Source organism: Thermosynechococcus sp. HY596 (assembly GCF_030518715.1).
GTDB lineage: Bacteria > Cyanobacteriota > Cyanobacteriia > Thermosynechococcales > Thermosynechococcaceae > Thermosynechococcus.
Window position 1 is genome coordinate 336075 of sequence record NZ_CP130346.1, and the last position, 12855, is coordinate 348929.

Consider the following 12855-nt stretch of genomic DNA (forward strand, 5'->3'; position numbering starts at 1 on the left):
CTAAAGGAGATAGATTAACTGGTTCTTGATTCCAGCTAGGAATAAATAATTATCTATGGTTACCCCTGAACAACTGACCACCTTAATTCAATCCAGCTTGCCCGATGCCTTTGTGCAAGTGCAAGATTTGACCGGGGGTGGCGATCATTACGAAGCTGTAGTGGTCTCTGCCGCCTTTGAGGGTAAGCGACTGGTGCAGCAGCACCAATTGGTCTATAGCAGCCTTAAGGATCTCATGGCCAGCAATGAACTCCACGCCCTTGCCCTCAAGACCTATACCCCCCAGCAATGGGCACAACGCCAGTGATTTAGAATGCAATCTATTGCTGTTCTTTTGTAACTTGTGAACTCAAGAGGGAAAGCCAACGATGACACCCGAACTCCACGCCAAAATTGATCACCTCGTCAAAAGCAACAAAATCATTGTCTTTATGAAGGGCAGCAAGCTCATGCCCCAATGCGGGTTTTCCAACAATGCGGTGCAAATCCTGAATGCCCTCGGTGTTCCCTATGAAACGGTGGATGTCCTTGAGGATTTTGAGATTCGCCAAGGGATTAAGGAGTATTCCAACTGGCCAACGATTCCCCAAGTGTTTATCAATGGTGAGTTTATTGGTGGCTCGGACATTCTCATTGAGCTATACCAAAGTGGTGAGTTGCAACAACTGGTTGAGGTGGCCTTCGCTTCATAGTTTTTGCTCACCTTACACTGACGCCCAAAATAAATCCCCCATTGCTGGGGGAGCTTCATCATCTGTTCAACAACCTTGACCGTTTGGCCGAGAAAGTGGCGGATTAGCCAAGGTTCACTTTGACGACGCGGTTTTTCTCTTCTTCCGCTTTCGGCAGGGTCAGGTGCAAGATGCCATCTTTGTATTCGGCCTTGACATCGGTGTTTTGAATCCGCACTGGCAGAGGAATGACCCGTTGGAATTTACCGTAGCGGAATTCGGTGCGTTTGATACCATTGCTTTCGCTTTGGCTTTCAGATTTGCGTTCGCCACTGACAGAGACCGCATCCGCCGTCACTTGAATGTCGAGGTCTTTGGCCTCCATGCCGGGCAGTTCAATTTTTAGAAGCAAAGCATCAGGGGTTTCTTCGAGTTCGGCTGCCGGCAAGAAGCTGAGATCGTTGCGGCGTTCGGTCAAGGGAATCAATTCATCAAATAGACGGTTCATTTGGCGTTGTAGCGCATCGATTTCGCGGAACGGTTCCCAACGAACGAGTGCCATACGCTGATCCTCCTGTATTCCTTAAGGTTTTAGATTGCCCACGGGATGATTTACAGAGAGAACAGCACCAACAATTAACTTTGTTTTTGTTTCCCTTGGTATTGCTTGGGCTTATTCCCTCTGCCTACCTTCACTATAGAGGATGCAAGTCTTGATCCAAGTGGGGTTTAACGATCTCTCCAAGTTCCTTTTCCCGAACCTGTATTATCCTGATGGGGAAATTAAGGAAACATTAAACCTTGTTAGCCAAAAGGTTATCAACAGGGATTTCTTGCAGAATGGCTTGGGCATTGGCGATCGCCAGTGTCCCCCGCAGAAAACCAATATTTGCCCCCGGACAGAGATAACTCAGGGACTTCTGCCGACAAAAGGCTTTTAATGTCTCAACACTGCGCAGTTGTCGAGGCCAGTGGAAGGTGGTCGCCGTTTTCATCGGTGCCAGTTCTCCCGTCGGCGTAGGGAGTAGGTGACGACCGCTAAAGAGAACACCCCCTTGGCCAGACCAATAGACACAGGCGCTGCCGGGGGAGTGACCGGGTGTCCAGAGGATTTCGAGGGTTTCACTGACTTGCAGATGGTTCCCAAAGGTGGTCACGGCCACTTGGGGCAGCAGGTAGGCCTCTTGGGCATGGATGATCACTTCACAGTTAAAGGTGCGCTGCAGCTCACGAACGCGGGCGATCGCCCCCCGATGGGTAAGGATGAGGCGCTGAACGCCACCCTGCTCCCTGAGCCAATTTTGGCTGCTCTCTGTCCAAGGGGGGGAATCAATAAGGGTATTGCCATCATTTTCTACAATGAGATAAGCAGTGCCTCCCAGCGTCTCGCGGTTTGGTGGAAACCCGTAAACCATGGGCAATACAAGGCGGGGCGGTTTCTGTTGTTGAGCCACAGGTATCGAAATCATGACATGGATTTCCCTTATTGTATTGGGTTTGATCTTGGTGTTTATTGTCCGCCAGAGTGCTGCCCGTGTCAGTCAAACCCCTTGGTGGCTCCTATGGCTGGTGCTGATGTTGCCAGCATTTTTTATTGGGGGTTGGATGCTGCTTTTAGGGAATACCCCTGTGCCGTCGGGATGGTTGATCCTTGTTTTTGTCACCAGTTCGGTGCTCTATCTTGTGCTTTTGCGCCGAGGCCAGCCCTCCTTACCAGCGGCACCACCCACACCCCCACCGCCCACACCGACGGAAAATGGCAAGCTCCTCAATCAGGATGAAGAAACGCAATTGCAGAGCTGTTTCCCTTGGGGCATGTACTATCTGCAACAAATTGAGTATCGTCCGCAGGCGGTGATCTGCCGGGGGCAAATGCGCGGGGATGCCAACCAAGTCTATGAAACCGTGGAGCGCAATATTGCCCAACGCTTTGGCGATCGCTTTCTGGTCATGTTTCAAATGGGTTTGAGTAATAAGCCCTTTTTTGCCTTGATTCCTCGCGATCGCCTGCCCCAGCCCCAACAGCTTTTTCGTCCCGGTCTTAGCCTTGGCCTACTTGCCTTAACCTTTCTCACCACCACCGTTGCTGGCTTGGCACTCGTGGCGCCTGATCTGACGGCGGCGGAGCTGCGACTCAATCCCAGTTTGCTCTGGCAGGGGTTGCCCTACAGTGTCAGTCTGCTGTTGATTTTGGGCATCCATGAACTGGGACACTTTGCCACCGCGTGGTATTACCGCGTCAAAGCAACGCTGCCCTACTTTATTCCTCTCCCCTTTGCCATGGGCACACTGGGGGCCTTTATCCAGATGCGATCGCCCGTTCCCCATCGCCGTGCCCTCTTTGACATCAGTATGGCAGGTCCCCTTGCGGGATTGCTCGTGACGCTACCGATTCTAGTTTGGGGACTACAGCAGTCCGAGGTGGTACAACTGCCCGCCAATGCTTCCGAGCAGCTCCTCAATCCCCAAGTGTTTAGTCCCCGCATTTCGCTTCTCTTTGCCCTGATTGCCAAAGCCATTTTTGGCGCTGCCCTCAAGAGTGATAGTGCGCTACACCTCCATCCGATGGCAGTGGCGGGGGTGCTGGGCTTGGTGGTGACGGCTTTGAACTTGATGCCGGTGGGTCAATTGGATGGGGGGCACATTGTCCATGCGATGTATGGTCATCGGGCGGGGGCAGTCATTGGCCAAGTCAGCCGTTTACTGGTGCTGATTCTCTCCTTTATTCAACCGTGGCTCTTTGTCTGGGCCTTGATCCTCTTCTTTATGCCTGCCTTTGATGAACCTGCCCTCAATGATGTCAGTGAATTGGATAACTGGCGCGATGCCCTTGGCTTGATGGCACTGGTGTTGCTATTGCTCATTATTTTGCCGGTGCCGGCACCTCTGGGGGATTTGCTACTGCCGACACACCCAATGCCATAGGGGATGGCGTTGCCCCTGTTGACGAATGCGCAGGACTTGTTTTTCTAGGCGTTGCTGCCACTTGGGGGATCTGCCCCAGAAAATGTTGCGGGTCTGCCAGTAGAGAACGCTCAGGGTCATGCCAATGCACAGCGCCAAACCGATCGCCGGCAGCCGATTGAAGAGAATGCCATAACGCAACGCTGCCCACGTAAAATGCTCCCGCATCAGGCTAATTTCATAACGGAAGCCCCAGAGACTCAATGTGCCAACCGTCAGCCAAAGAAAGAGCACCACACTCCAGCGCATGAGAACGGTAAAGCGATGCAGGCGATCCACCTGCTGCCGAAATTCTGACTCAAGGCCTTGGGGCATTCGCGATCGCTCGTTAGCAGACATTTCTCTTCTCTATCGTATCTTTTTGCAGCTTTTTCATCATCTAATGTTGGTTTGAGAGGATCATTGGGCAGGGATTGCAAAGCCTCAATTTTATCTTTGTGGCACACTGTTGAGAAACAATGCCAGTGACAAGGAGCCTCCGATGCCAAGCGTGAGTTTACTGCGGGCAACATCCTATGACCTTGACCGTCTCAGTGCATCCCTTGAGGAACTCCTAGCGCCCTTGGGGGGAATGGCGGCGATCGTCAAACCGGGCGATCGCGTGCTGCTCAAGCCGAATTTACTCACCGGCGCACGACCAAAACACGAATGCGTCACTCGCCCAGAACTGGTCTATTGCGTTGCCAAAATGGTGCAGGCGGTGGGGGGACAACCCTTCCTAGGGGATGGACCTGCCTTTGGCTCGGCATTGGGGGTCGCCCGCAACAATGGCTATTTGCCCTTTATTCAGGAATTGAATTTACCGGTCATTGAATTCCATGGCGATCGCTATGCCACCGCCAATCCTGAATTTGCTCACCTGCGCCTGAGCAAAGAAGCGATGGCCGCCGATGTCGTCATTAACCTACCCAAGGTCAAATCCCATGTGCAACTCACCCTCACCCTTGGGGTCAAGAATCTCTTTGGCTGTGTCCCCGGCAAAATGAAGGCATGGTGGCATATGGAAGCCGGCAAGGATGCCGATCGCTTTGGCCGCATGCTCGTGGAAACTGCACGGGCGATCGCCCCCGACCTCACGATTGTGGATGGCATTATCGGCCATGAAGGCAATGGCCCCAGTGGGGGAACGCCGCGCCCCCTGAATATTTTGGGTGCCAGTCGCGATGTCTTTGCCCTCGATCGCGCTCTTGTGGCGGTTCTGAATGTTGATCCGGATCGCGTTCCCACCCAGCGTGCCGCCACCGCCCTTGGCTACAACTATGACCTCAGTGAGATTGACTTTCCCTTGGCACAGCCCCATGAATTGGCGATTCGGGATTGGCAACTGCCGCAGCAGATGATGCCCATTGACTTTGGCGCGCCGCGTGTCCTCAAATCCACCTTCAAACATCTCTATATTCGTTGGATCAAAGAACCCCTAACCGCCTATAGCCAAAAGGTCTAAGTTCTCAGGGGGGACGGCCTTTGATAAGCTAGGAAAATGCTGTTGGGGAGAACCGTCCTTGAGCTTTGACTACGATCTCGTCATTATCGGTGCGGGTGTGGGGGGACATGGGGCTGCCCTGCATGCCGTGAGTGTCGGTCTGAAAACGGCCATTGTTGAAGCCGCAGAAATGGGGGGCACCTGCGTCAATCGCGGCTGTATTCCCTCAAAGGCTCTCCTTGCGGCAGCCGGACGGGTACGGGAACTGCGTCAAGCCAGTCATTGGCAAGCCTTAGGGATTCAACTGGGGCGGGTGAATGTGGATCGCGCGGGTGTGGCTGCCCATGCCGCCAATTTGGTACAAAAAATCCGCAGTGATCTGACAAACAGCCTCAAGCGTCTCGGTGTGGATACGCTCATTGGTCGCGGGAAAGTGGCGGGTTCCCAAAAAGTGAGCATCAGCACCCCCACAGGGGAAAAAATTGTTACCGCCAAGGACATTATCATTGCCACGGGGTCAGTGCCTTGGGTGCCCCCCGGTATTGAAGTGGATGGCAAAACCGTCTATACCAGTGACGATGCCATTAAGCTGGATTGGTTGCCACAGTGGGTGGCGATTATTGGCAGTGGCTACATTGGCCTAGAATTTGCCGATATTTACACCGCCCTCGGCAGCGAAGTGACCATGATTGAGGCTCTGGATCAACTGATGCCCACCTTTGATCCAGATATTGCTAAACAGGCACAGCGGGTCTTGATTGCCCCTCGCGACATTGAAACCTACAGCGGTACCTTAGCCAAGCGGGTGATTCCCGGTAGTCCGGTGGTCATTGAATTGGCGGATGCCAAAGCCAACGAAGTGGTGGAGGTTCTAGAGGTGGATGCCTGCCTTGTGGCCACCGGTCGCATTCCCGCCACTCAAGATATTGGCCTAGAGAGTGTGGGCGTCAACACCGATAAGCGTGGCTTTATCCCCGTCAATGAGTATTTGGCAGTAACGAAAAAAGGGAAACCCGTTCCCCACCTGTGGGCGATCGGTGACGCCACGGGGAAAATGATGCTTGCCCATGCCGCTTCGGCGCAGGGAATTGCTGTCGTGGAAACCATTGTTGGCCGACCACGCCAAGTGGATTATCGCAGTATTCCTGCAGCGGCGTTTACCCATCCAGAAATCAGTTTTGTTGGCCTGACGGAACCCCAAGCCCGCGAATTGGCGGAAAAAGAAGGTTTTGAAGTCCAAGTGGCACGCACCTATTTCAAGGGCAACTCAAAAGCGCTGGCGGAAACCGAAACCGATGGCCTTGCCAAGGTGATCTTCCGTGCGGATACCGGCGAGCTACTGGGGGCGCATATCTTTGGTCTCCATGCTTCGGATTTAATTCAAGAGGCCGCCAATGCCATTCGCGATCGCCAAACCGTGAGCCACTTAGCCTTTAATGTTCACACCCATCCCACCCTCTCGGAGGTGCTGGACGAAGCCTTTAAGCGTGCCCACGAGATGGTGAGCCACCGCTGAACTTGCTACGATAAAGTTTGGAGTCTTTCAGGAGTGGGTGATGACACAGGCCACACAACCCGCCAAGGGAATCATGATGACCGAAGCTGCCCTCAAGCACGTGCTTGAACTCCGCGATCAGCACGGCAAAGACCTATGTTTGCGGGTCGGCGTCAAAGGGGGTGGCTGCTCCGGCATGTCCTACACCATGGACTTTGAAGACCCCGCCAATATCCGTCCCGATGATGAAGTCTTTGACTACGATGGCTTCAAGGTGGTCTCCGATCCCAAGAGTATGCTCTACATCTATGGCTTGGTGCTCGACTACAGCAACGCCCTCATTGGTGGCGGCTTTAAGTTTACGAATCCCAATGCCACCCAAACCTGTGGCTGTGGTACCTCATTTTCTGCCTAAGGAGTCCTGCCCTTGACCACATCTCAACCGGTGAGTGACGTTGAACGTCAATTTGAGGCGGCGATCGCCCGCTACAAAGAAGGGGCACCGCCGGCGGAACTGATTCCCACCTTCAAAGAGATTTGCCAGCGTGCTCAAAAAAGTAGCGCCGCTTGGACGTGCTTAGCGTGGCTCTATCTCCTCGATGACAAGCCCCAATCTGCCCTGAAGGCTGCCCAAAAAGCGGTCAAGCTAAATCCTGAAGACCCCCAAGCCCGCATTAACCTTGCGGTAGCGATGCTAGAAACAGGCCAAAAGGGGGTTCGTCCCCACATCGAATTGGCGCAAACCGTTGTTGCTGCTGTCGCTGAGCTGCGCCAAGAGGTCATCGATAACTTTGCCGACGGCCTGCAGCGCAAACCCAATTGGGAGAGCCTTGCCCGCGTCAAACAGTGGGTATTGGGGGGATAGCTATGGCACGGCTGCGGGACGTGATCAATTGGCTCTTGGTGGCGGATACCTTCTTTGTCTTGGCTAGCTTTGGCTGGTTTGTGGTCGCCCTTGTGGGGCGCTCCTTGGCGCTACCCCTTGGCTTTGATCTCTGGTTCAGCCTCTGGGAACCCCTCTTTATGCCTGCGATTGGCATCTTAATGGCCGCCGCACTCATTAACGGTGCCCTGAGTTATGTGCAAAACCGCTGGCTGCTGCGCTCTGTTGGCAGTGACTTGCGATCGCGGGATTAATCCCTAAACTTGCTCTGCTTCCACATCTACGGCCGTGGTGAGGTTGGGCGATCGCCGGCTTTTAATCCGCTCCACCAGCAATTGCGTTAGCTCACTGGCAAGGATCACCATGACCGTGACATCATCCAATTGACCAACGATTGGCACTAGGTCTGGTGAAATATCCAGAGGACTGAGCAAATAGATCAAGCTGGCGGCAATGATAAACCAGCGATATTTAGGATGCCGCAACACATTCCGATACCAGTTGTAGAAGCCGCTCATGGCGTATCAACCTTGAACCCTGCTCCTATTCTGGCATAGGGACTCAATGGCCCTAGGTGGGGAAAACCGTCCGCGGCTAATCAAAGTAAAAGAGCGTCACCACCTTATGCTGCTCTTCCGCCAGTTCACAGGTTTGCAGCAGTGTGTGGCTATCGTGAAAAGCAAAACAAATCAGTTGCTGGCAGCGGGAAATAATTTCCTGATTGCAGAGGGAACTGGCTTCTGCGAGGGGCAGGTGATCGTTTTCGGGCTTCTCCACCAAGTGCATCACCTTATCCAGTTGTTGGCGGGACTCGCGAGGCTGGCGCTCAAGACTTTGGGGCAAGATCACCGTTAGCAAATTGGGGTCTGCCCGCATGGCTCCCCGAATCGCAGCCGCATTGGTTCCAACGGCACCTGAGGTCATCAAGCGGTTACCCGCCAGCACGAGGGCATAGCTCATCATTTCAATGAGGTGCTGATGCGTAATCGGGACGTGACGCGAGCCAAGGAGCGCAATCCGCTTCGGACCAGAGTCTTGGATTGTCGCTAATTCCTGCAAAAACTCATCAATTTGGGGGGAATCAATGCCCGGAAGATTCGTCGCCTGCGTCAAGAGCGTGTCTCATGTGCTACGGAACGACGCTATTTTAGCATTTTGGCCTTCAATTCTAGTAGGGGTGAATCCAGTTACCAACTGCCCGAAGCCCCCCCACCTGAGGAATGCCCACCCTCATCATCACTGCGGCTCGAGTAACTGTCGTCATAGCTGGAGTAACTGTGGTAGCGATCGTCATCATCGTCGTAGGAGGGGCGAGAGCGATCCTGAGGCTGCGGCCAGTTGCCAAAAAAGAAATTGAAAATAAACTTGACGATCGCAGAAATGATGCTGGAAGGAATAAGAATGATCAGACCAACAATGATAAAGATGCCCGTAATAATGTTCCCCCCGGCAGTGCTGGTGTAAGTTGAGGGGACAGAGCTACTGGAGGTGGTCAACTGATTGGTCCCCAGTTCATTGAGCAGAGCACGCACCCCATTCATGATGCCCTGCGCCATCTGGCCCCGGCGAAAGTCCGGCAGCATATAGCGATCAATCACGGTTTGCATGCGTGGGTTCCAACCACTGCCATAGGCACTGCCCAATTCAATCCGCACCTTGCGATCGCCAGGGGCAACCAACATCATCACGCCATCATTGCGCCAACGGCTACCCACGCCCCGATGGTTAAATAAATCCGTGGCAAAGGCTTCAAAACTCGGGTGTTGGTTGCTGTAGTCGCGATAGGAAGGAATCGTTACCAGCAGGACTTGCTGATTCGTGCGTTGATGAAATGCTTGAAGTTCGGAGCGAACCTGTTCCCGCTGGGGATCCTCTAACACCTTCACTAGATCGTTGATGTAGGTATCGGGTAAATCAGGGAAGCGCACATAGGCTTGAATCGGCGACGGCGCCAGCGTCAACATCAAACCGGCCACCACAGAAAGGATCAGCAACAAAGGGCGGTTTCGCCAGCGCAAAGTCATCATTTTTCTGAAAGGAGTGCATCTTGGCTCACAGTATAGCTTTTCTGCTCAAAAACATTCACAAAATGTGTGTATTGATGACTAATTTATGACTAAGTTTCGTTTAAGAATAGATTAATTGTTTCTGATAGATAATTGACGCAGGCACTGGTCTGAGAGCATTAGAGAAATTGACAGGGTTGACGAATTGCCTGTGCCAATAACTGCCGATACTCGCGATCGCTGACAACATATGCCCCAAAGCGCTCAAGATGGGGATTTTGCAGTTGGGCATCAAACAGCAGAAAGCCGCGACGCCGCAGATACTCCACCAGTTTCACCATCGCCACTTTCGAGCCGTCGGGGATGCGATAGAACATGGACTCACCAATAAATGCGCCGCCAATCACAATACCGAGAATGCCCCCTGCCAGTTCATCCCCCTGCCACGTTTCAAAACTTACTGCCCAACCCGTGGCGTAAAGCAGATGGTACACCTCCTTGAGACGGGGTGTTATCCATGTACTCGGGCGATCGGCACACCCCTCAACCACAGCAGCAAAGTCCCGGTTAATCGCTACTTGAAAGCGATTTTGATTGAGCACCCGCTGCAAAGACTTCGGATAGCGAAACCGCTCATCGAGGGGAATCAATGCCCGCTGGCGGCTGGTGTACCACTCTAGGTGATCGCCTTCCCCCATGAGAAAGTAGCCTTCGGCATAGCCATCATCAATAAAGGTATCGCGTACCCACTCGGCCTCAGAAATCTCCATGCTGATAATCTGAACAATAGACACTTCACATTAACTCTAGTGTTGCCTATGCTACTCTCATCCTCAGCTGTCACGACAACCATTAGCCGTTACTGGCGCTGGTGTGTAGCATTGCTATTGGCCATCCTGTGGATTCTGCTCACCCCTACGGGGGCGATCGCCGAAGATTACACGAAAGAAGCCCTGATCAATATGGATTTTTCCGGGCGGGATCTGCGGGGGTCGGAATTCACAAAAGCCAACCTCTTCCACAGTAACCTCAGCCACACCAATCTTCAGGGGGTAAGCTTCTTTGGTGCCAACATGGAAACGGCTAACCTTGAAGGTGCCGATTTACGCTACGCCACATTGGACACCGCACGGCTGACCAAGGCCAATCTCACCAATGCCATCCTTGAAGGTGCCTTTGCTTTTAATACCAACTTTGACGATGCCATTATCACCGGGGCTGACTTTACCGATGTGGAACTGCGGGAAGACGCCCAACGCAAGCTCTGCAAGGTTGCCAGTGGCACTAATCCCGTGACGGGGCGCAAAACATGGGAAACGCTCCACTGTGAAGACTTTGCCACTTAATCCGTCTGCGTTTGCTCAGGATGATCCCCACGATTGTCCGTAGGACACGCTGCGCGATCGCCCGTGTCGGGAATTCTGATAAAGTATTACAAAAGTTAAGATTTATGACTAGAGTTTTTCATGAACGTTTTTATTGTTGGCGGTACGGGTACCCTAGGGCGGCAAATTGTGCGCCGCGCTTTAGATGAAGGACATCAGGTCTATTGTTTTGTCCGCAGTCCAGCCAAAGCCACCTTTCTGCGGGAATGGGGCGCCACCATTCTTCAGGGAAACCTCTGTGCTGCTGACAGTATTCTTGAGGCATTGCAGTACGCCAAAGCCTCAGTGGTCATTGATGCCTCTGCCACTCGCCCCACCGATACCCTAACCATCGAAGCAGTGGATTGGCAAGGCAAAGTCAACTTGATTCAGGCTGCCCAAGCTGCTGATATTGAGCACCTGATCTTTTTCTCGATTATGGGAGCGCAGGACTATCCCCACGTGCCCCTGATGCAAATCAAACACTGTACCGAAGACTTCTTGCGCGAATCAGGGCTAAACTACACGATCCTGCGTCCCTGTGGCTTCTTTCAGGGCTTGATTGGCCAATACGCGATCCCGATTCTGGAAAATCAATCCATTTGGGTTTTGGGAGAGTCCACCGCCATTGCCTACATGGATACTCAGGACGTGGCCAAATTTGCCGTGCGTGCCATTGATCGGCCAGCGACCTATGGCAAAACCTTTGATCTAGCGGGCACCCGCGCTTGGACAGCCGATGAAATTATTAAGCTATGTGAAAATCTCTCAGGGCAGGAGGCAAAAATTACCCGCTTGCCCATTGGGGTTTTGCGAGCCGCACGGCAGGCCACCCAGTGGTTTCAGTGGACATGGAACATTAGCGATCGCCTTGCCTTTACGGAAGTGATTGCCAGTGGTCAAGTCTTCAATGCCCCGATGGAGGAAGTCTATCGCACCTTTGACCTCGATCCCAGCGAAACCCTGACCCTTGAGGCCTATTTACAGGACTATTTCACCCGAATTCTGCGTAAACTCAAAGAATTGGATTACGAAAAAGCCAAACAGAAAAAATCTGGACGCAAAAAACGCAGTCCCTTTAAGTCCACCCCCTAGGAGTTGCTGTGAAGGCGGGGATCATCTACAACGAAGGCAAACCCCTTGCGGTCGAATTGGCTACCCATGTCCGTCAAATCTTAGAGCTTCAGGGCTGGGAAGTGCACATGGCCACGGGGATTGGTGGCATTCTTGGCTATTCCCGTCCCGATAGTCCCGTCTGCCATACCCCCATTGATCAACTGGTGCCCCCCGGCTTTGATGCTTCCATGGCCTTTGCGGTGGTTCTTGGCGGCGATGGCACTGTGCTTTCTGCCTTTCGCCAGTTGGCTCCCTGTGAGATTCCGCTGCTCACCATCAACACCGGCCACTTGGGCTTTCTCACCGAGGGCTATGTCGCCGATTTAGAACCTGCCCTTGATCAAGTGCTGCGCGGCGACTACACGATTGAAGATCGCACGATGCTCACGGTTCAAGTCCTGCGCGATCAAACCGTTATTTGGGAAGCCCTCTCCCTCAATGAAATGGTGATCCACAAAGAACCCCTGACGGGAATGTGCCACTTTGAAGTGGATGTGGGTGCCCATGCCCGCGTGGATATTGCTGCTGATGGCTTGATTCTCTCCACCCCCACCGGTTCTACGGCCTATGCCCTCTCGGCGGGTGGCCCTGTGATTACCCCCGGTGTGGCGGCTTTACAATTGGTGCCCATTTGTCCCCACTCTTTAGCCTCCCGTGCCCTTGTCTTTGCCAACAGCGAACCGGTGTGGATTTATCCAGCGAACCCCTTCAAGCATCTCATTCTGGTGGTGGATGGCAATGCGGGCTGCTACATTCAGCCAGAGGATCAAGTTTTTGTGCAACGTGCCCCCTACCGTGCCCGCTTCATTCGCCTGCGTGCGCCAGAATTCTTCCATGTGCTGCGGCAAAAACTGGGCTGGGGACTGCCCCATGTAGCCAAACCACGCCCCAAGAATAGTCCAAATCCCTAGGGCAAATGGTCTCGAAGGAACC

18 protein-coding genes are annotated in these 12855 nt (G+C 53.2%); 11 read left to right on the forward strand and 7 right to left on the reverse strand.

The window, feature by feature from the left end:
- The first annotated feature begins 55 nt into the window (after nt 1–55).
- Together QYC28_RS01625 and grxD are read left to right on the forward strand one after the other, a co-directional pair.
- Nucleotides 56–307 carry a BolA family protein gene (locus QYC28_RS01625; RefSeq protein WP_149817589.1) on the forward strand — a complete coding sequence of 84 codons (252 nt, stop codon included), beginning with the start codon at nt 56–58 and terminating at the stop codon, nt 305–307.
- A 61-nt stretch (nt 308–368) separates the two neighbouring features.
- On the forward strand, nt 369–692 hold the full coding sequence (grxD, locus tag QYC28_RS01630) for a Grx4 family monothiol glutaredoxin (RefSeq protein WP_149817591.1): 324 nt from the start codon (nt 369–371) through the stop codon (nt 690–692).
- 103 nt (nt 693–795) lie between these two features.
- Here the strand turns inward: grxD and QYC28_RS01635 are convergent, their stop codons facing one another.
- Both QYC28_RS01635 and QYC28_RS01640 read right to left on the reverse strand, forming a co-directional pair.
- Complete coding sequence (locus QYC28_RS01635) at nt 796–1233, reverse strand: Hsp20/alpha crystallin family protein (protein ID WP_149817592.1); 438 nt, start codon at nt 1231–1233, stop codon at nt 796–798.
- A gap of 232 nt (nt 1234–1465) precedes the next feature.
- Entirely contained in the window at nt 1466–2140 is a 675-nt protein-coding gene (locus QYC28_RS01640; protein ID WP_149817593.1) for an MBL fold metallo-hydrolase, read from the reverse strand.
- Here QYC28_RS01640 and QYC28_RS01645 point away from each other — a divergent pair.
- Nucleotides 2139–3596 (forward strand): site-2 protease family protein, encoded by a 1458-nt coding sequence (locus QYC28_RS01645; RefSeq protein ID WP_149817594.1) that lies wholly within the window; start codon nt 2139–2141, stop codon nt 3594–3596. The genes QYC28_RS01640 and QYC28_RS01645 overlap by 2 nt on opposite strands.
- On the opposite strand, the gene QYC28_RS01650 is transcribed toward QYC28_RS01645, so the two are convergent.
- Nucleotides 3570–3974, reverse strand: a complete 405-nt coding sequence (locus tag QYC28_RS01650; protein WP_149817595.1) for a hypothetical protein — start codon at nt 3972–3974, stop codon at nt 3570–3572. The two genes, QYC28_RS01645 and QYC28_RS01650, sit on opposite strands and share 27 nt — an antisense overlap.
- 142 nt (nt 3975–4116) lie before the next feature.
- Here QYC28_RS01650 and QYC28_RS01655 point away from each other — a divergent pair, with 142 nt between their 5' ends.
- Genes QYC28_RS01655 through QYC28_RS01675 form a run of 5 tightly spaced genes read left to right on the forward strand, consistent with a single transcriptional unit; the run spans nt 4117 to nt 7690 of the window.
- Entirely contained in the window at nt 4117–5079 is a 963-nt protein-coding gene (locus QYC28_RS01655) for a DUF362 domain-containing protein (protein WP_286626318.1), read from the forward strand.
- Between the two features lie 58 nt (nt 5080–5137).
- Entirely contained in the window at nt 5138–6574 is a 1437-nt protein-coding gene (lpdA, locus tag QYC28_RS01660; protein WP_302679739.1) for a dihydrolipoyl dehydrogenase, read from the forward strand.
- Nucleotides 6575–6614: 40 nt separating this feature from the next.
- Nucleotides 6615–6968, forward strand: coding sequence for an iron-sulfur cluster assembly accessory protein (locus QYC28_RS01665; RefSeq protein WP_190278155.1), 354 nt, complete (start codon nt 6615–6617; stop codon nt 6966–6968).
- 12 nt (nt 6969–6980) lie between these two features.
- On the forward strand, nt 6981–7418 hold the full coding sequence (locus tag QYC28_RS01670) for a M48 family metallopeptidase (protein ID WP_226971983.1): 438 nt from the start codon (nt 6981–6983) through the stop codon (nt 7416–7418).
- A 2-nt stretch (nt 7419–7420) separates the two neighbouring features.
- The gene (locus QYC28_RS01675) at nt 7421–7690 is read left to right on the forward strand and encodes a hypothetical protein (protein WP_190278156.1); all 270 of its coding nucleotides are present in this window, start codon (nt 7421–7423) and stop codon (nt 7688–7690) included.
- Nucleotides 7691–7693: 3 nt separating this feature from the next.
- On the opposite strand, the gene QYC28_RS01680 is transcribed toward QYC28_RS01675, so the two are convergent.
- The 4 genes from QYC28_RS01680 to aat all read right to left on the reverse strand — a co-directional run bounded on the left by QYC28_RS01680 (nt 7694) and on the right by aat (nt 10212).
- The gene (locus QYC28_RS01680) at nt 7694–7954 is read right to left on the reverse strand and encodes a YkvA family protein (RefSeq protein ID WP_302679740.1); all 261 of its coding nucleotides are present in this window, start codon (nt 7952–7954) and stop codon (nt 7694–7696) included.
- Between the two features lie 76 nt (nt 7955–8030).
- Nucleotides 8031–8549 carry a hypothetical protein gene (locus QYC28_RS01685; RefSeq protein WP_024125793.1) on the reverse strand — a complete coding sequence of 173 codons (519 nt, stop codon included), beginning with the start codon at nt 8547–8549 and terminating at the stop codon, nt 8031–8033.
- Nucleotides 8550–8623: 74 nt separating this feature from the next.
- A complete protein-coding gene (locus tag QYC28_RS01690) occupies nt 8624–9463 on the reverse strand; it encodes a YgcG family protein (RefSeq protein WP_286668880.1) in 840 nt (279 codons plus the stop codon).
- Between the two features lie 158 nt (nt 9464–9621).
- Nucleotides 9622–10212 (reverse strand): leucyl/phenylalanyl-tRNA--protein transferase, encoded by a 591-nt coding sequence (gene aat, locus QYC28_RS01695; RefSeq protein WP_190278157.1) that lies wholly within the window; start codon nt 10210–10212, stop codon nt 9622–9624.
- A 48-nt stretch (nt 10213–10260) separates the two neighbouring features.
- Between aat and QYC28_RS01700 the strand changes: the two genes are divergently transcribed.
- The 3 genes from QYC28_RS01700 (at nt 10261) to QYC28_RS01710 (ending at nt 12833) form a co-directional block, all read left to right on the forward strand.
- Nucleotides 10261–10788 (forward strand): pentapeptide repeat-containing protein, encoded by a 528-nt coding sequence (locus tag QYC28_RS01700; RefSeq protein ID WP_190278158.1) that lies wholly within the window; start codon nt 10261–10263, stop codon nt 10786–10788.
- Nucleotides 10789–10908: 120 nt separating this feature from the next.
- On the forward strand, nt 10909–11901 hold the full coding sequence (locus QYC28_RS01705; RefSeq protein WP_149817603.1) for an NAD(P)H-binding protein: 993 nt from the start codon (nt 10909–10911) through the stop codon (nt 11899–11901).
- A gap of 8 nt (nt 11902–11909) precedes the next feature.
- Nucleotides 11910–12833 carry an NAD(+) kinase gene (locus tag QYC28_RS01710; RefSeq protein ID WP_149817604.1) on the forward strand — a complete coding sequence of 308 codons (924 nt, stop codon included), beginning with the start codon at nt 11910–11912 and terminating at the stop codon, nt 12831–12833.
- Nucleotides 12834–12855: the final 22 nt, after the last annotated feature.

Excerpts from the sequence above, each read along its gene's own strand:
- QYC28_RS01625 (WP_149817589.1), top strand. The coding sequence starts at position 56 with ATGGTTACCCCTGAACAACTGACCACCTTAATTCAATCCAGCTTGCCC.
- grxD (WP_149817591.1), top strand. The coding sequence starts at position 369 with ATGACACCCGAACTCCACGCCAAAATTGATCACCTCGTCAAAAGCAAC.
- QYC28_RS01635 (WP_149817592.1), bottom strand. The coding sequence starts at position 1,233 with ATGGCACTCGTTCGTTGGGAACCGTTCCGCGAAATCGATGCGCTACAA.
- QYC28_RS01645 (WP_149817594.1), top strand. The coding sequence starts at position 2,139 with ATGACATGGATTTCCCTTATTGTATTGGGTTTGATCTTGGTGTTTATT.
- QYC28_RS01640 (WP_149817593.1), bottom strand. The coding sequence starts at position 2,140 with ATGATTTCGATACCTGTGGCTCAACAACAGAAACCGCCCCGCCTTGTA.
- QYC28_RS01650 (WP_149817595.1), bottom strand. The coding sequence starts at position 3,974 with ATGTCTGCTAACGAGCGATCGCGAATGCCCCAAGGCCTTGAGTCAGAA.
- QYC28_RS01655 (WP_286626318.1), top strand. The coding sequence starts at position 4,117 with ATGCCAAGCGTGAGTTTACTGCGGGCAACATCCTATGACCTTGACCGT.
- QYC28_RS01665 (WP_190278155.1), top strand. The coding sequence starts at position 6,615 with ATGACACAGGCCACACAACCCGCCAAGGGAATCATGATGACCGAAGCT.
- QYC28_RS01675 (WP_190278156.1), top strand. The coding sequence starts at position 7,421 with ATGGCACGGCTGCGGGACGTGATCAATTGGCTCTTGGTGGCGGATACC.
- QYC28_RS01680 (WP_302679740.1), bottom strand. The coding sequence starts at position 7,954 with ATGAGCGGCTTCTACAACTGGTATCGGAATGTGTTGCGGCATCCTAAA.
- QYC28_RS01690 (WP_286668880.1), bottom strand. The coding sequence starts at position 9,463 with ATGATGACTTTGCGCTGGCGAAACCGCCCTTTGTTGCTGATCCTTTCT.
- aat (WP_190278157.1), bottom strand. The coding sequence starts at position 10,212 with ATGGAGATTTCTGAGGCCGAGTGGGTACGCGATACCTTTATTGATGAT.
- QYC28_RS01700 (WP_190278158.1), top strand. The coding sequence starts at position 10,261 with ATGCTACTCTCATCCTCAGCTGTCACGACAACCATTAGCCGTTACTGG.
- QYC28_RS01705 (WP_149817603.1), top strand. The coding sequence starts at position 10,909 with ATGAACGTTTTTATTGTTGGCGGTACGGGTACCCTAGGGCGGCAAATT.